Consider the following 15261-nt stretch of genomic DNA (forward strand, 5'->3'; position numbering starts at 1 on the left):
CCGGCCGTCCTCCCTTTCAGTCCCGTGCTCTGCCAATTTCCGTGCTCTGAATGTCAAATCACGACCTGATCCTGTCGGTCCCGACGCCCGCCCGCCCCTGGCGCGAGCGGCTGGGCTCCGCGATGCCCTTGCTGGTGCTCGGCCCCTCTCTCGTGGCGAGCTTCGTCTACGTCTTCGTGTTCACCGGCTGGACGCTCTATATCTCGCTGTCCAACTCCTCGCTGCTGCCGACCTACGGCTTCGTCGGCCTCGAGAACTACGCGTCGCTGTGGGCGAACCGGCGCTGGAACATCGCCTACAACAACCTGTTTTTCTTCAGCGCTTTCTACATCGTCGGCTCGATGGCGGTGGGACTGCTGCTGGCGATCCTGATCGACCAGCGCGTGCGCGGCGAAGCGGCCTGGCGCACGATCTTCCTCTATCCGCTGGCCGTCTCCTTCATCGTCACCGGCACGGTCTGGAGCTGGCTCTACAATCCGACCGACGGCATCCAGGCCATGGTGCGCGGTTTCGGCTGGGCGAGCTTCAGTTTCGCACTCGCCAGCGACCGGCACTATGCGATCTACGCGGTGATCATCACCGGTGTCTGGCAGGCCTCGGGCTTTGCCATGGCGCTGTTCCTGGCCGGCCTGCGCTCGGTGGATCAGGACCTCGTCAAGGCCGCGCAGATCGACGGCGCATCGACGTTCCGCATCTATCGCAAGGTGCTTCTGCCAACCATTGCGCCGATCTTCCTGGCGGTCGCCGTCATCCAGATCCAGTTCGCCATCAAGACCTTCGACCTCGTGGCGGCCCTGACCAAAGGCGGCCCGGGGATCTCGACCACCTTCCCCGCCATCTACGTCTATGACCTGATGTTCCAACGCGGCCAGATCGGCGAAGGTGCGGCCGCCGCCATCATGATGCTTGCCGCTGTTGCCGTGGTGCTGGTGCCCTATTCATTCTGGGTGGTCTGGCGCCGGCGCAAGGAAGCCGGCCATGGCTGACGTCTCCCTGGACCAGTCGCTCGACCGTCGCGCTGCCGCAGTCGCGTCGCGCCGGCATTTTCTCACCCGCTTCGCCATCTATGGGCTGCTGGTCGTCTTCGCGGCGATCTACCTGGTCCCGTTGCTGGTGGTGGTGCTGAATTCATTCCGCGACCAGCAGGAGATCGCGCGCAACGGGTTGATCTCGCTGCCGCGCAGCTTCCGCCTCGATGCCTGGGGCCAGGCCTGGAGCACCTATTGCATCGGCGGCACCTGCGAGGGCATGCAGCGCAACTTCTACAACTCCCTGAAGATGACGATCCCGGCCACGATCATCTCGACGGCGGTCGGCGCGATGAACGGTTACATCCTGTCGAAATGGCGCTTCAGAGGTTCGGAAGCTTTGTTCACCTGCATGCTGCTCGGCGTCTTCATTCCGGGCCAGATTTCGTTGATGCCGTGGGCGTTCATCCTCGGCAATCTCGGCCTCAGCAATTCGGTCTACGGGCTCGTCCTCATCCACGTCATCCAGGGCATTTCGTTCACCACTTTGTTCTGTCGCAACTACTACGTCAGCATCCCCGACGACCTGATCAAGGCGGCGCGCATCGACGGCGCCGGCTTCTGGCGCATCTTCCGCAAGATCATTCTGCCTCTCTCCTCACCGATCCTGATCGTCACGGTGATCTGGCAGTTCACCGGCATCTGGAACGAATATCTGTTCGGCGTAGTCTTCACCTCCGGGCAGCAACAGCCGATCACGGCAGCGCTCGTCGCGCTGACGGCAAGCGGCACCAATGTGCGCGCCTACGATGTCATGAGCGCCGCCGTGCTGATCGGCGCGCTGCCGCCGCTGCTGATCTATCTCTTCGGCGGCAAGTATTTTGTGCGCGGCCTGACGCAAGGCGCCATCAAATGAGGCGCCATCAAGTGAAGGGCATTGCATGTCGACATTGATCATCCGATCGCTGCGCAAGAACTTCGGCGCGGTCGAGGTGCTGAAGGGCATCGATCTCGAAGCGCGGAACGGCGAGTTCATCGCGCTGGTCGGACCGTCCGGCTGCGGCAAGTCCACTCTGCTGGCGATGATCGCCGGGCTCGAATCCGTTACCTCCGGCGAGATCCGCATCGACGGGCGGCTGGTCAATTCGGTGGCGCCGAAGGACCGCGACATCGCCATGGTGTTCCAGTCCTATGCGCTTTACCCGACGATGACGGTGCGCGAGAACATCACCTTCGGCATGGAAAGCCGCCGCGTCCCGAAGCCGCAGCAGGACGAGGCCGTCAAGCGGGTTGCCGCTTTCCTTCAGATCGAACCGCTGCTTGGACGCAAGCCCGGACAGCTCTCGGGCGGCCAGCGCCAGCGCGTCGCCATGGGCCGGGCGCTGGTGCGCGATCCCAAACTGTTCCTGTTCGACGAGCCGCTCTCCAATCTCGATGCCAAGCTGCGCGTCGACATGCGCACCGAAATCAAGAAGCTGCATCACCGCGTCGGCAAGACCACCGTCTACGTCACCCACGACCAGGTCGAGGCGATGACGCTGGCGTCGCGCATCGCCGTGATGCATCAGGGCGAGGTCCAGCAATTCGACGATCCCGCCACGATCTACAACCGTCCGGCCAACATGTTCGTCGCCGGCTTCATGGGGTCGCCGGCGATGAATTTTTTGGCCGCCGAACTGAGCCAGGAAGGCGGTCGCCGCACTGTTGTCCTGCAGACCGCCGACGGCAAGACGGCCAGCCTGCCGATCGTCCAGGCGCTCCCATCCGACACGCCGCGACAGCTCGTGCTCGGCATCCGTCCCGAGCACATCTACCGCTTCGATCCCGATCTTGCGCGCCGCAAGCCGGGCATCGCGCAGATCGATGCCGTGGTCGAGTTGGTCGAGCCGACAGGCGCGGAGACCATGGCCGTCCTGCGCCTGGGCGGCAAGGAGATCACCGGTCGTTTCGACCCCGACGGCACGCCGCTTATGGGTGAGACGGTGACGCTCGGCATCGACATGGCGCGTGCGTGCCTGTTCGACCCGACGACCCAACGCCTGATCTGACCCGATCTGACCGAAGCTTGATCTGAAAAGAGTTCCGCCTTGTCCTTCGCCACCTATCCGAGCCTGTCCGAGCGTGTCGTGCTGATCACCGGCGGTGCGTCGGGCATCGGCGCCGACACGGTCCGCGCCTTCGCCGCCAATGGCGCACGAGTGGCGTTTCTTGATCTGCAGCAGGAGGCCGGCGAGCAGCTTGCCCGCGACCTCTCCGCCACGGCAGCGCATCCGCCCCTGTTCCTGCGCTGCGACGTGACCGATATCCCTGCCCTGCAGGCCGCGATCGGCACGGTGCGCGACCGCCTAGGGCCTGTCGCGGTGCTGGTCAACAACGCCGCCGATGACAATCGCCTCTCCGTCGCCGACGTGACGCAGGAATATTGGGACCACGCCCAGGATGTGAACCTCAGGCACCACTTCTTTGCCGCTCAGGCCGTGCATCCGCACATGAAGGAAGTGGGCTTTGGTTCGATCGTCAATTTTTCCTCGATCGCCTGGCGTTTCGGCGCGTCAGAGATGGCGCCCTATGCGGCGGCCAAGGCTGCGGTGGTCGGGCTGACCTTCGCGCTGGCGCGGGCGTTTGGCCCCGACAACATCCGCGTCAACGCCATCGAGCCGGGCGCCGTCATCACCGACCGGCAGCGGGAGCTTTGGTACAAGACCCAAGGTTCGGTCGACCAGGTCGTGCAGCGCCAGGTGATCCGCAAGGTTCTGCTCGGCGAGGAGATCGCGCGCACGGTGCTGTTCCTCGCCGCCGACGACAGCCGCATGATCACCAAGCAGTCGATCACCGTGGATGCCGGCCTGCGATGACCACACCTGACTCAAAGGATCGCTTCATGCTCGAGGTCGGCCTGAACCCCTACGGCCTGACCTATCATCTCGGCCTCCAGGGCCGCGGCACGCCACGCGCCAATCCTAGACCTGCGGGGCTCGAAGGTTTCATCGCGCTCGCGACCGAACTCGGCGCGCGCGTGCTGGAGATCTGGGTGCCATGGCTGACCGAGCTTTCCGACGACGCGGTGATCGCGCTGCGCGAACGGCTCGCCGGCCTTCGCATCGCGCCGGTCGTCAGCGGCGGCCTGCTGGTGGGCGAACCGCTCGACGATGCCTTTCGGGCCGCGCGCCTGCTCAAGGCCAAAATCATCCGCACGGCGCTGACGCCCATTCTCTGCGGCGACCGCAACGCCGCCGGCGAAAAATGGAGCGAGTACGTCGGCATCATTCGAGAGCGATTGGTGGAATGGGGTCCCCGCGCGAATGCCGAAGGGTATGTCCTTGCGATCGAAAACCACCAGGACTTCACCAGCCGGGAACTCGTCGAATTCTGCGCGCTAGGTGGTGACAGTGTGGGCGTCACCTTCGACACCGGCAACACGTTCCCGGTCGGCGAAGCGCCGCTCGATTTTACGAAGGTGATCGCCCCCTATGTCCGCCATGTCCACCTCAAGGATTATCGCGTGCAGTTCACGACCGAAGGTTACCGGCTGATCCGCTGCGCCATCGGCGACGGTGCGGTGCCGTTTGCCGAGCTGTTCGCCATTCTTGGCCAACACCACGATCGCATGACCGCCGTTCTCGAACCGGGCGCATTGGAGGCGCGGCATGTCCGCTATCTCAGCGACGACTGGTGGCGCGGCTACCCCGCGAAGACGGCGCGCGAATTTGCCGCCTGTCTGGCGGCCGCGCAGCGCAACCGGCTGCCCGACGATGCCGACTACCGCACGCCTTGGGAGCGCGAGGACGACGTCTCACTGGTTTCCTATGAGCTCGACATGATCCGGCGCAGCGCCGCCAACATGCGCAAATTTGGTTTGATGGAGAAAATCCGATGACGGCACGTGAACTCGATGGATTGACCGCCTTCGTAACCGGCTCCGGCCGAGGCCTCGGCCGCGTGATGGCCGAGCGCCTGGCCGAACTCGGCGCCAATGTCGCGATCCACGACATGGACGAGGAAGCGCCGGCCAAATATGGCGAGTTCGCCAATCTGAGCGAAGTGGTCGAGCGCCTGAAGCGGCATGGGACGAAGGTCACGTCGGTGACCGGCAACATTGGCGACCAGAAGGCGGTGGCCGAGATGAAGCGCAGGATCGAGGCCGATCTCGGCGACGTCCATGTGCTGGTCAATTGCGCTGGCGGCGACATCGGCGCCAAGGGCGGCAAGCCGAACCCGAACAACGCCCTCGACATCGAACTGGACGACATCCGCGTGCTCACCGAGAACAATCTGATCGGCACGATGCTGGTCTGCCAGGCCTTCGTGCCGCCGATGAAGCAGCGCGGCGGCGGCTCCGTCATCAACATCGCCTCCGCGGCGGCACATCTCGGCTGCTCACCCGAGGTCGTTTACTCCACCTTGAAGGCCGCGGTCGTGCATTACACGCGCTGTCTCGCCAAGGAACTGATCGACGACGGCGTGCGCATCAATGCGGTCAGCCCAGGCGCCACGAAGACGGCTCGCTTCCAGGCGACCCGCGTGGTCGATCCCGAGCGCATGGACTCGAGCAGGAAATCGCTGAACCGCTATGCCGAGCCCGAAGAGATCGCCGAGGCGGTGGCGTTTCTGGCTGGCCCGCGGGCGCGGTTTATCAATGGGCAGGTGCTCCGCGTCGATGGCGGGTTTACGATCTTTCCGGGGTGATGGGGCGGGCCTCCAATTTCAATTTCGGGGCCGAAAGCTGAAGGTCCGTTTTCGGGATTCCTGGGTCAAATTGCCCCCTCACGCCTCGAGCTTTTCGCAGCGTCAAAACGGCTGTGGAGGGATTGGCAGGCTATACCGCTGACGAAGCGCACATGTGACGCACCGAGGAAAAGTAACCCCGCTTGGTCACGAGGGCGCTGCCGACCGGTTGGTCGAAACTGGCGCTGGTACTCGCTATTCACGAACTTGCCGATCACCCTGACGAGGTCCACTAAGCAATGGTGAACGTCATTTCTGAAGTTGCAAGCAACTCGGCCGCCCTACTCCATTGAGGTCAGCCATGCCTTCGCGGAGCCGACGCAATCTCTGCTGGAGCCTGCATGCTTCTTCAGGCGCAAGCGCTGTGTCTCAGTGCGGCATGAATCCTTTTCTCAGCCAAGCCAATATCTTGCTCCCATTGAGGACCCTGCGGACACGCCCGGCGGCCCAGCCAGCCTGCATGGTGGCGCCGGTGTGGCAACTGCAGACGATCTCATGCAACTGCCAATCGGAGAGTTCGAAGAAGCGTCTGGCTTCCCCGTAGGTATCCGATTGCATGCCCGATGCACGCAGCAGTGGATCGTCAAAGGCGACACTGATCGCCGATCCGACCGCGCGCGCTTCTCCGCGGACAGAGGGATGCAGATGCTCAGTCCCGGTGAGAGCCACAAGGGAGCGCGTCGGATTTCGATAGAGCAGTTCCGCCCACCGCTCTATCCGTTGCGTCCTTGTAGCCAGCAGAGCCGGCGATAGTGGACTGATGTCCGCGACTGACTGGAGTTGATCGAGTGTCTGGTGCTTCATGACTGCCTCCTGTTGGTCGTTCCAATCCCAAGGCCTTTGCTGCAGGATTGGCTCACACGCTAAGCCGCCTCGTAAAGGAGCGGCGGCCGATCAGGTGTTGCCACCAATCGCCCACAGGCACCACGCGGCGGCATCTGCAGCGACCCCAACTGCATTCCTTCGCCAATGTTCCAGCGGGATGAAAAAAACTGTGCGGCCGGCCGACCCGGCGGACCCGGCTGGCGCACGCAGGATCCTGAACTGCTGGACGATGATGACGCAGGCCTGGAAAGGCGGTTAGGTTGGACCTTGCTTTTCAGGCTTGACCATGATGTTTCACTACCCGCTCGGTCATCGGGGGAAGGCCAGGAGCAGAGCCGCTGGCAACGGTGAGTTGCGGACGAGGGCGGGCGGTGGAGCACGACGCCCTTGGGCCGCCAGGTCACTGAAGGACCAACCGAAGCGGCGCTTCGGGCGTAAAAGCGATGTCCTTGTAGGTCTGCAATGTCTGCTTATGGAGGAACGGCGGCAAGGCCTCTTTGACCGGCATGGGGCGCATTGCTGACCGGCAGATTTTCGGCCGACAGCAGACCCTCTGCTGCTTGGGTACCTAGCACGCAAGCTGACATGTGAGACCTCGGTGCGAAGGCCGGGACCAGGCCCACTGCGAACGTACGTGTTGGTTCGCATGTTGGCGCTGAAGCGCCTTATCGTTCAGCCTCGCGGCACATAGATCATATGAACCGTATCGTCATCGATCAATGTGCTCGACACCAGTTGCAGCGGAGGCCTTGCCTCGTGGAAGAAAGGCTTGCCCTTGCCGAGCACGAACGGCCTCACGTGCAGGTGATATTCCTCGATCAGGCCCAGCCCGGTCATAAGACCGGCCAGTTCCGGACCGGAAACGCTCAGGATACCCTCCGTGCGGGCCGCGATCTCGCGAATCTGCGTTTCAATATCGCCGGAGATGAGGGTGGCGTTCGGGCCGACCCGTGAAAGTGTGCGCGAAACGACCCATTTGGGCAGCTTGCGCCAGAGTGTCGCGAACTGGCGAAGCGAAGCATCCCATTCCGCGTGATCATCGTCCCAATAGCGCATGACCTCGTACATCCGGCGGCCATACACAGCGCCGGAATGGTTGCGAAGCGTCTCGATCCAGTACTCGAAGTGCTTCTGGCTTGGTGCGCCCATAACCAGATTTCCGGCAAGGTCATCGACATAGCCATCGATGGAAACGTTCATTCCCAAGATAAGTTTGGCCATAAGCAGCGCCTTCACATAGTCGGCTCACGGATTAACCGCTTGTAATTTGCAAGCAGCCAGACGCTATAGCAACTGATTGCAAATCGCAAGCAGCATGGAAGGAAGCGTTCGTTCCGCAAACGAGCCCTGCCTTGTCCCATCAACCCTGCATCCGTCCCGGCTATCGCCCTCTACGCCTGCCTTCCCGAATCAAGCTGCACCCCAAGTCGCTCGTTCCGTCTCCACCGCACCACGGCGCGATAGCTGGTATGATCGACAGGCACGTGAAGGACGAAACGGTCGGGGATTGCGATATCGGCCTTCACCCGCAGCTCCGCACCGTGAGCGTGCTGGTTGCAAACCAGACAATTGATACTGGCGTCGCCAACGCGGATTGTCGCTTCCTTCAGAACAAGATCACGGATATGCGACCGTCGCTCTATCGGTGGGTCAGCCGGCATTGCCTTATCCCTCTGATTTGACGACCTGAAACTCTTCTGAACCCGGAATGCAAAGCGCACTACCGGCCCAGCGGTTGCCTCGAAAGACTGACGAGCTCGGCTTCGTCGACCACGCCGGCCATATAGTTCGCGATAATCCGGGATGCGATGGCGTCGCGTGCTTCGGGCGACTGACCGTCGCGCTTAAGCTGCTCGAATACACGGCCCAACAGCTCGAGTTCGGATGGCTGCAAAACGCCGGCCTCCGTGGCTTTGCGTCGAATGGGCATTTGTGATCCTCCACTGCGGTCAACAACATACGACCGCGGCAGGGAAACTCAACTCACCTGTCGAGGGCGCCGCGCAGGCGGCGCCGACCACAAATCCCGTTTACCCGAGCGGGGAGTTTTTCACTCAAAGCCACAGTGATCTGGCGTCCATACAAAGCCCGCCAGCAAAGCCGGCGGGCGCAATAGTCATAAGATACCCCACTAGAACCAGCTTCGGTCGCGTTCCTGGCTTTGCCCGAGCAGCATGCCGATCAACAACCCGGCAATGCCGCCAAGCACGAAAGCGCTGCTGATGGTGCCGGGATTTTGCTGGACGGCTTCGGACACCGTCTGCGCCTGCGATCTCAGCTGCTGCGTTGCCCGTGCCGCGCGCTCGGTCACGCCGCCGTACCAGCCGCCGGCTTCGCCGACGGCATCTTCTGCGCGCTCGGCAAGCGTCCGGTTGATCTTGCTGATCTCGCGCTTCAGCGATGCGACCTGCTTCTCCAGGGCCTCCTGGGCCTCTCGGGCGGACATCTTCGGGGTGTCCTTGGGGGTGTCCTTCGGGGTGTCCTTCGGGGTGTCGTTCTCGGCCATGGCTGTTCCTCTCGTTGAGGCAGGGGGAACGGCCAACGGACAGGGATGGTTCCGCCGCCTGCGCTCACAGTCATTCACCCGGCCGGCCGCCAACTTTGGGAACACTCTCCCGATCCAACGGTTGTGGCTGATGGAGGGCACGCATTTGTCGAATCGATCGAGCCATGCTGAAACGCTGCGGACGGTCTCCGACCTGCTCCACCGCACCCGCCGTGTCATTCGCGACGGCGGCCATGCGGCGGCGATGTTCGAAATAGACACGCTGCTGCAGGTCGCACAAACAGAGGTTGCGCGCCGCCTCGAACGCAACGATCGCTGAACCTCGATAGGCCACCGCGGGCGGTGTTCATTTGCGGGCGGCGAAGGCCTCGTTTCCCTTTGCGATGGACTTGCAAGGCGCCCATCGAGCGGGTCGCCGTCCGCGCCACGCGTCGACATCGCAAAGGCGCAAAAGCCGAGGATGAGGGGCCATCATCGCGGCATCGACCCTCCCGGTTATAACGCTTGGGAGGCGGAACAAAGCTTGGCCGCACTGGTTAGGCTCACAGCACGATGTGTGCCCCAACGAGGATCTCTGTCCATGAAAACACGTGTTCTTCTAGCTTCGCTGGCCACCGCCACAGCCATGGTCTTCGCCCTGCCCGCCTTCGCCGCCGACAGTGCTCAGGACTTTGTCGACAAGGCCGCCATCGGCGGCATGTTCGAGGTGGATTCGAGCAAGATCGCCGAGGGCAAGGCGCAGGATCAAGGCGTCAAGGATTTCGCCAAGAAGATGATCGACGATCACGGCGCCGCCAACGCCAAGCTTGCGACCATCGCCGGCGAACAGAAGCTGAAAGTGCCGACGGAGCTGGACGCCAAGCACAAGGCCGATCTGGAGGCTCTGCAGAATGCCAACGATGCCGTCGACAAGCCCTATGTCCAGATGCAGCGCGATGCGCATTCGGAGGCGGTCACGCTGTTCGAGAGCTATGCCAAGGACGGCGACAACGCGCAGTTGAAGACTTTCGCCTCCGAGACCTTGCCGACGCTCAAAATGCATCAGGAAATGGTCGAGAAGATCGCTTCCACCGACAATGCATCGTCGACCACCAGCTCCACCACCCCGGCCGTGAGCACGACCGACACCACCAATCCGGCCGCCCCGGTCCCGGGTGCCAACAGCTTCACCGAGGATCAGGCGAAGAGCCGCATTCAGGATGCCGGCTTCTCCGGCGTGTCCAAGCTGACCAAAGACGACCAGGGCATCTGGCGCGGTCAGGCCACCAAGGATGGCAAGACCACGACCGTGGCGCTCGATTATCAGGGCAACGTCGTTGCCGGCGCCAACTGAACCTCTGAACCAGATCGAGGAGATCAAGACCATGAAAACCGTAACAGGACTTTTCGACAACTACGATGATGCCTCCGATGCCGTCGGCGAACTGGAGGCAATCGGCGTGCCGCAGGCCGACATCAGCATCGTCGCCAACAATTCGGACGACTGGTACGACGATGGCGGCACCTCCAACGCCGCCGAGGATGCAGCCGGCGGCGCCGGTCTCGGAGCCGTCATTGGCGGCGCCGGCGGGCTTCTGACAGGGCTCGGCATCATGGCCATTCCGGGCGTCGGTCCGGTCGTGGCCGCAGGATGGCTGGCCGCCACCGCGGTCGGCGCCGTTGGCGGCGCGGTCGTCGGTGGCGCTGCCGGCGGCATCGTCGGGGCGCTGACCGAGTCAGGCGTCCCCGAAAGGGATGCGCATGTCTATGCGGAGGGCGTTCGCCGCGGTGGCACGATGGTGACCGCCAGGGTCAGCGACGAACTCGCCGACGAGGCCGAGCGTATTCTTGGCGAGTCCAACTCGGTCGATCTGCAAGACCGCCGACGCGCCTATGAAGCCGGTGGCTGGACCGGCTTCGATGCCAATGCCGACCCCTACACCGACATCGAGGCCGAGCGCGACAGAACGCGCAACGCCAGCCCACTTTGATCATCGAGCCCCGTCGCCGCACGGCGGCGGGGCCAAGGGTGCTGTCGGCGCGCTGCAAGCGGCGTTCAAATTCGGCCATAAGGGGTGGGTTCTCATTGGACCTGCCCCTTTTCGCTGTTGCCTTGGCTTGACCGGCTCTTGCCGTGTTAACGTAGAACCAACGAAATCAGCCCCGGGAAAGCATGAGCCCGTCCCCGCAACTGATTGCCGAATGGCCGCTGTCGCCGTCAGCGACACTCGGGTCCGCCGTGCGCTCCAAGGGGATCGAACGTGAAGTCAGAGCCCGGCTGCCATGGGCAGTCAGGAAGCACGTCAAGGCCGAGACGGGCCGCATCGCATTGCGAATGTCGAAATCCGAAGCGGAAGCGTTCAAGGCCGCCTCTGCCAGTATCTCCAAAACACTGGAGGGAGTGGAGGCGCTGCCTGTGCTTCCGCGCGAGGTCGAGGATATCCTTACGATCTCTTCGCGCGAGCGCCACAAATGGCTCAAGGACGGTCGGCTGCAAAGCACCGGCACACGCACCGTCAAGATGCGTGGGCGATCAAAGTCTGTCACCTTCCACGTTTTCGACCCGCGCCACATCGAGGACGTCCTGGACCGCGATCTGGCAACCGTGTGGAGAGAGCAGGATGTCCAGGAAGTCGCCGAGAACAGGCGGCGCGGCGCGGGCAAGGCCGCGCTGACGCGCGCGGGAAAGGGCACCGGCCAGGCGCGCACTGCGAGGAAGGCCCGGAACACGGACGGCCCGGCGCCCGGATTGAAGGGCTGGGATGCGTTCGAGGACGAAGGCCTGCTGCGATAATGATGCTGGCGCTTGCCTTGTATTTTGGGCGTATGCGCGGGGCGAGCCTCAGCCTCAGCGCATCAATCCCGCTGCCCGCAGCGCGTCCTCGATGACCTTGGTAATCCCGCCCGCCGGACCGCCTGGCGGATTGACAGGCTCCGGGGCCGGATCGACACGGACGGCTCGCGGTTTTTCCTTCGGCGAGAAAGGCTGCAATGCAGTGCCTGAAGCGGCCTCGGCTTTCGCCGCGCGTCGTACCTCTGGCTTCGTCAGCCCCCAGAAACGGGCGATGTGGCGCGTCGAGGAAATCCCGACATCCAGCATGAACGGCCCTGCTTTGCCGAGAGCATTGTCGCCGCTCGCCTGCAATGGCGTGCCATGGCCCATGCCGGCAATGCTGTATGCCTCGACCACGTCGCGGCCTTTGCCATCGGACCAGGCTTTTCGGCTCTGACCGTCGACCTTTTCCGTGCGTGTCGGCGCTTGAGCGAGGCCGTGCACGCCCTGCCATTGCGCCAGCACCGCGTCGGCATTGGAAGGCACCACGGTCGTATCGGCCGAGCCCTGCCAGACCGAAATCCTCGGCCACGGCCCCTTGTGCGGCGAGGCCTCCCGCAACAGACGCTGCAGCTCGGATCTGGACGGTCCGCCATGGCCACGCATGCGGTCGAAGGCTTCGGGGATGGTCGAGGCGCTGCCATAGGCAAGCCCGGCAATGATCGCGCCACCGGCAAACACGTCCGGGTAGGTCGCCAGCATCACCGCCGCCATGGCGCCGCCGGCGGAAAGACCGGTGACGAATATCCGCTTGCGGTCGAGACCGTGGGTGACCACCGCCGCCTCGATCATCTGGCGGATGGACAGTGCCTCGCCGCTGTCGCGGCTTACATCGCCCGGCACGAACCAGTTGAAGCAAAGATTGGCGTTGTTGGCGCGCTGCTGCTCGGGGAGAAGCACGGCAAAACCCTGCTCGGCAGCAAGTTCGGTCCAGCCGGAACCATGATCGTACGCGGCTGCATTCTGGGTACAGCCATGCAGCACCACGACCAGCGCTGCCTGCTTCGGCAGGTTTTCAGGGAGATAAAACCGCGCGCGCAAGGCGCCGGGATTGGACCCGAACCCTGTCATCTCGGACAGGTGATCGTCCTTGCTCTGTCCTGCACCGGCTGGCCGGCCGCGCATCGCGCTCAGCCGGGCGATCGTATCGGATATGTCTCGCAAATCGTTATCCTTGCGCGCCGGAATGGGCAGACTCGTGCACACAACGCACACGCAGCAATATCGTTGCTGCACTGCACAATAACAAGCGGCGCGGTCGATTAAATGACCGATGGATCACAGGATCCGCTGCACAGCTTGTAACGACGAGCGCAATTTGCGCCCGGCCGACCTCTTGTCAGTCAGCCGGTCGAGGCCGGCAGGCGCTGGTTACCAGCGCTGATGCACGTAGGGCTTGATGTTCTCATCATAGACCGCCTTCACCTTGGCCATCAACTCGGAGGAAAACGGCGCAAGCTCCGCCGCTTCCGCATTGGAAACCGCCTGCGCCGGATTGCGGGCGCCGGGAATGACAACCGTCACAGCGTCGAACATCAGGATCCAGCGCAGAGCGAATTTCGCCATGGTGGTGTCGCCTGACACCAGCGGCCGCACCTTCTCGACCGCCGCCAGCCCGACCTCATAGGGCACGCCCGAAAACGTCTCGCCGACATCGAAGGCTTCGCCATTCCTGTTGAACAGGCGATGGTCGGTGGTCTCGAACTTGGTGTCCGCCCTGAACTTGCCGGACAGCAGGCCGCTGGCCAGCGGTACGCGGGCGATGACGGCGACATCGTTCTTCTTCGCCTGGTCGAAGAACAGCTCGGCCGGGCGCTGGCGAAAGGGGTTGAAGATGATTTGCACGCTGACGACACCGGGATATTGCATCGCCTTCAGCGCCTCTTCGACGCGCTCGACGCTGACGCCGTAATTGCGGATCTTGCCCTGCTCGGTGAGCTTGTCGAGACGCTCGAACACCTCCGGATGATAGTAGAGATCGGTCGGCGGGCAATGCAGCTGCACCAGGTCGAGCGTGTCGGTCTCGAGGTATTTCAGGCTGCGGTCGATCCAGCCGGTGAGGTTCTCGACGCTGTAGCCCTCGACCGTCTGCTTCGGCAGCCGCCGTCCGGCCTTGGTGGCGATGAACGGGCGCGCGCCACCGCGTTCCTTCATCACCCGTGCGATCAGCTTTTCCGAACGGCCGTCGCCATAGACGTCGGCGGTGTCGAGGAAGCTGACGCCGGCATCGAGCGCGGCATGCAGGGCGGCGACCGCATCGTCGTCATTGACCTCGCCCCAGGCGGCGCCGATCGCCCAGGCGCCGAAGCCGATCTCGCTGACTGATCTGCCGGTACGGCCAAATTTCCGTGACTGCATTTTGCTTCCTGACTTGCGGCTTTGGGATGACGGTTCTGATTTCGGGAGCCTCATACCGCATGGCAACGCGATTGACATCCCTCTTCCTAGGATTTACCAGATTACAGGGTTGTATGACAACGGGGTAAGACTGCAACAGTGGGAGCCGGGAGGAACATGTCGCTGATGCGCGAACTCTATCTCGGCGGGTCGCCGGATGAGCAGTCCGTCAACCGTGGTTAGCCCCCTAATCGTGAACAGCTTTGTCGCGCAGATCCTCGAACCTGGCATAACTTTTGGTCAGATGGCTGCGCATGGCGCGGCGCGCGGCGTTGACGTCCCTGGCTTCGATGGCCCCGAGAATGGCGCGGTGCTCGCGCTGCATGCGGTCGAGATATTTTTCCCGCTCGGCCTCCGTCATCCGGTCGAGCCGCGTCCAATGGCGCGGGACCATGGCGCTGCCGAACGTGTCGAACAGCCGGGTGAAATTCGGGTTCTGCGTCGCGGCGAGAATGGCGCGGTGGAAGCCGAAATCCTCTTCCGAGCCGGAGCCGCCGGCGCGCACCGCCGCTTCCAGCGCGTCGAGCCGCGCGCTCATCTGCTGGAGCGCCGCCTCGCTGCGCCGCTCGGCGGCAAGGCCGGTCGCTTCGACCTCGATGCCCATGCGCAGTTCGAGCACGCGCAGCACCTCGTCGATCGATTCGAGATCGTCGGGCAGCACGGAAAAAATCTTCGGCGGCGGATCCTTGGCGACGAAGGCGCCGAGCCCCTGGCGCGTGGTAATCAGCCCGCGCGCGCGCAGCGCCGCCAGCGCCTCGCGCACCACGGTGCGGCTGACGCCTGTGGCAGCAACAATCTCCTGCTCGGTCGGCAGCCGCTGCCCCGGCGCAAGGTCACCGGATTCGATCTGCGCGATCAGCGTGTTGACCAGACCCGTCCGCAGGTTGGGCGCCTGCGGTATGGCGTCGAAAGTCATGGGCTCCGCCATCGGTGGCACTCCGGTTCCATTCTTGTTCGAAGGCCGAATCTTATTCAAAGAATTGCATCGACGGGTGCCCGCCGCAAGGTGACGAAAGTTCGGCCCGCTG

18 protein-coding genes are annotated in these 15261 nt (G+C 63.4%); 10 read left to right on the forward strand and 8 right to left on the reverse strand.

The features are described 5' to 3' along the window. The first annotated feature begins 50 nt into the window (after nucleotides 1-50). From X771_RS162075 to X771_RS162050, 6 genes are read left to right on the forward strand one after another with little or no spacing between them, the layout of a single operon-like run. A complete protein-coding gene (locus X771_RS162075; protein WP_023671101.1) occupies nucleotides 51-986 on the forward strand; it encodes a sugar ABC transporter permease in 936 nt (311 codons plus the stop codon). Further along, nucleotides 979-1884 carry a carbohydrate ABC transporter permease gene (locus tag X771_RS162070; RefSeq protein WP_023671100.1) on the forward strand — a complete coding sequence of 302 codons (906 nt, stop codon included), beginning with the start codon at nucleotides 979-981 and terminating at the stop codon, nucleotides 1882-1884. The genes X771_RS162075 and X771_RS162070 overlap by 8 nt, the downstream gene beginning before the upstream one ends. A gap of 25 nt (nucleotides 1885-1909) precedes the next feature. Further along, nucleotides 1910-3016: a sn-glycerol-3-phosphate ABC transporter ATP-binding protein UgpC gene (gene ugpC, locus X771_RS162065; protein WP_023686485.1), complete on the forward strand. Its 1107-nt coding sequence runs from the start codon at nucleotides 1910-1912 to the stop codon at nucleotides 3014-3016. Between the two features lie 39 nt (nucleotides 3017-3055). Beyond that, the gene (locus X771_RS162060) at nucleotides 3056-3823 is read left to right on the forward strand and encodes an SDR family oxidoreductase (protein ID WP_023686486.1); all 768 of its coding nucleotides are present in this window, start codon (nucleotides 3056-3058) and stop codon (nucleotides 3821-3823) included. Beyond that, the gene (locus tag X771_RS162055) at nucleotides 3820-4845 is read left to right on the forward strand and encodes a TIM barrel protein (RefSeq protein WP_023686487.1); all 1026 of its coding nucleotides are present in this window, start codon (nucleotides 3820-3822) and stop codon (nucleotides 4843-4845) included. Before X771_RS162060 ends, X771_RS162055 begins: the two co-directional genes overlap by 4 nt. Continuing rightward, nucleotides 4842-5654, forward strand: a complete 813-nt coding sequence (locus X771_RS162050; RefSeq protein WP_023686488.1) for an SDR family oxidoreductase — start codon at nucleotides 4842-4844, stop codon at nucleotides 5652-5654. The genes X771_RS162055 and X771_RS162050 overlap by 4 nt, the downstream gene beginning before the upstream one ends. A gap of 408 nt (nucleotides 5655-6062) precedes the next feature. Here X771_RS162050 and X771_RS162045 read toward each other — a convergent pair whose 3' ends face one another. The 5 genes from X771_RS162045 to X771_RS162025 all read right to left on the reverse strand — a co-directional run bounded on the left by X771_RS162045 (nucleotide 6063) and on the right by X771_RS162025 (nucleotide 9024). Beyond that, nucleotides 6063-6497, reverse strand: coding sequence for a hypothetical protein (locus tag X771_RS162045; protein ID WP_023671095.1), 435 nt, complete (start codon nucleotides 6495-6497; stop codon nucleotides 6063-6065). A gap of 693 nt (nucleotides 6498-7190) precedes the next feature. Beyond that, on the reverse strand, nucleotides 7191-7739 hold the full coding sequence (locus X771_RS162040; RefSeq protein WP_023686491.1) for a dihydrofolate reductase family protein: 549 nt from the start codon (nucleotides 7737-7739) through the stop codon (nucleotides 7191-7193). 170 nt (nucleotides 7740-7909) lie between these two features. Further along, a complete protein-coding gene (locus X771_RS1000000169055) occupies nucleotides 7910-8179 on the reverse strand; it encodes a PilZ domain-containing protein (RefSeq protein WP_023726509.1) in 270 nt (89 codons plus the stop codon). 59 nt (nucleotides 8180-8238) lie between these two features. Further along, nucleotides 8239-8448: a hypothetical protein gene (locus tag X771_RS162030; protein ID WP_023671091.1), complete on the reverse strand. Its 210-nt coding sequence runs from the start codon at nucleotides 8446-8448 to the stop codon at nucleotides 8239-8241. Nucleotides 8449-8649: 201 nt separating this feature from the next. After that, nucleotides 8650-9024, reverse strand: a complete 375-nt coding sequence (locus X771_RS162025) for a hypothetical protein (protein WP_023686492.1) — start codon at nucleotides 9022-9024, stop codon at nucleotides 8650-8652. Nucleotides 9025-9154: 130 nt separating this feature from the next. Between X771_RS162025 and X771_RS1000000168670 the strand changes: the two genes are divergently transcribed. The 4 genes from X771_RS1000000168670 (at nucleotide 9155) to X771_RS162005 (ending at nucleotide 11797) form a co-directional block, all read left to right on the forward strand. Beyond that, on the forward strand, nucleotides 9155-9343 hold the full coding sequence (locus X771_RS1000000168670; RefSeq protein ID WP_023686493.1) for a hypothetical protein: 189 nt from the start codon (nucleotides 9155-9157) through the stop codon (nucleotides 9341-9343). Nucleotides 9344-9604: 261 nt separating this feature from the next. Then, on the forward strand, nucleotides 9605-10357 hold the full coding sequence (locus tag X771_RS162015) for a DUF4142 domain-containing protein (RefSeq protein WP_023686494.1): 753 nt from the start codon (nucleotides 9605-9607) through the stop codon (nucleotides 10355-10357). Between the two features lie 31 nt (nucleotides 10358-10388). After that, a complete protein-coding gene (locus X771_RS162010; RefSeq protein WP_023686495.1) occupies nucleotides 10389-10994 on the forward strand; it encodes a hypothetical protein in 606 nt (201 codons plus the stop codon). Nucleotides 10995-11176: 182 nt separating this feature from the next. Further along, nucleotides 11177-11797, forward strand: coding sequence for a hypothetical protein (locus tag X771_RS162005; protein WP_031202398.1), 621 nt, complete (start codon nucleotides 11177-11179; stop codon nucleotides 11795-11797). 54 nt (nucleotides 11798-11851) lie between these two features. Here X771_RS162005 and X771_RS162000 read toward each other — a convergent pair whose 3' ends face one another. The 3 genes from X771_RS162000 to X771_RS161990 all read right to left on the reverse strand — a co-directional run bounded on the left by X771_RS162000 (nucleotide 11852) and on the right by X771_RS161990 (nucleotide 15161). Beyond that, a complete protein-coding gene (locus tag X771_RS162000; RefSeq protein ID WP_023686497.1) occupies nucleotides 11852-13000 on the reverse strand; it encodes a PHB depolymerase family esterase in 1149 nt (382 codons plus the stop codon). A 207-nt stretch (nucleotides 13001-13207) separates the two neighbouring features. Continuing rightward, the gene (locus X771_RS161995) at nucleotides 13208-14194 is read right to left on the reverse strand and encodes an aldo/keto reductase (RefSeq protein WP_023686498.1); all 987 of its coding nucleotides are present in this window, start codon (nucleotides 14192-14194) and stop codon (nucleotides 13208-13210) included. A 226-nt stretch (nucleotides 14195-14420) separates the two neighbouring features. Beyond that, nucleotides 14421-15161, reverse strand: coding sequence for a FadR/GntR family transcriptional regulator (locus X771_RS161990; protein WP_023686499.1), 741 nt, complete (start codon nucleotides 15159-15161; stop codon nucleotides 14421-14423). Nucleotides 15162-15261 lie beyond the last annotated feature (100 nt).

Source organism: Mesorhizobium sp. LSJC269B00 (assembly GCF_000502815.1).
In the GTDB taxonomy this organism is placed as follows: domain Bacteria; phylum Pseudomonadota; class Alphaproteobacteria; order Rhizobiales; family Rhizobiaceae; genus Mesorhizobium.

Bases quoted from the DNA above. Each gene is read 5' to 3' on its own strand.
- X771_RS162075 (WP_023671101.1), top strand. From the start codon at position 51: ATGTCAAATCACGACCTGATCCTGTCGGTCCCGACGCCCGCCCGCCCC.
- X771_RS162070 (WP_023671100.1), top strand. From the start codon at position 979: ATGGCTGACGTCTCCCTGGACCAGTCGCTCGACCGTCGCGCTGCCGCA.
- ugpC (WP_023686485.1), top strand. From the start codon at position 1,910: ATGTCGACATTGATCATCCGATCGCTGCGCAAGAACTTCGGCGCGGTC.
- X771_RS162055 (WP_023686487.1), top strand. From the start codon at position 3,820: ATGACCACACCTGACTCAAAGGATCGCTTCATGCTCGAGGTCGGCCTG.
- X771_RS162050 (WP_023686488.1), top strand. From the start codon at position 4,842: ATGACGGCACGTGAACTCGATGGATTGACCGCCTTCGTAACCGGCTCC.
- X771_RS162045 (WP_023671095.1), bottom strand. From the start codon at position 6,497: ATGAAGCACCAGACACTCGATCAACTCCAGTCAGTCGCGGACATCAGT.
- X771_RS162040 (WP_023686491.1), bottom strand. From the start codon at position 7,739: ATGGCCAAACTTATCTTGGGAATGAACGTTTCCATCGATGGCTATGTC.
- X771_RS1000000169055 (WP_023726509.1), bottom strand. From the start codon at position 8,179: ATGCCGGCTGACCCACCGATAGAGCGACGGTCGCATATCCGTGATCTT.
- X771_RS162030 (WP_023671091.1), bottom strand. From the start codon at position 8,448: ATGCCCATTCGACGCAAAGCCACGGAGGCCGGCGTTTTGCAGCCATCC.
- X771_RS162025 (WP_023686492.1), bottom strand. From the start codon at position 9,024: ATGGCCGAGAACGACACCCCGAAGGACACCCCGAAGGACACCCCCAAG.
- X771_RS1000000168670 (WP_023686493.1), top strand. From the start codon at position 9,155: ATGGAGGGCACGCATTTGTCGAATCGATCGAGCCATGCTGAAACGCTG.
- X771_RS162015 (WP_023686494.1), top strand. From the start codon at position 9,605: ATGAAAACACGTGTTCTTCTAGCTTCGCTGGCCACCGCCACAGCCATG.
- X771_RS162010 (WP_023686495.1), top strand. From the start codon at position 10,389: ATGAAAACCGTAACAGGACTTTTCGACAACTACGATGATGCCTCCGAT.
- X771_RS162005 (WP_031202398.1), top strand. From the start codon at position 11,177: ATGAGCCCGTCCCCGCAACTGATTGCCGAATGGCCGCTGTCGCCGTCA.
- X771_RS161995 (WP_023686498.1), bottom strand. From the start codon at position 14,194: ATGCAGTCACGGAAATTTGGCCGTACCGGCAGATCAGTCAGCGAGATC.
- X771_RS161990 (WP_023686499.1), bottom strand. From the start codon at position 15,161: ATGGCGGAGCCCATGACTTTCGACGCCATACCGCAGGCGCCCAACCTG.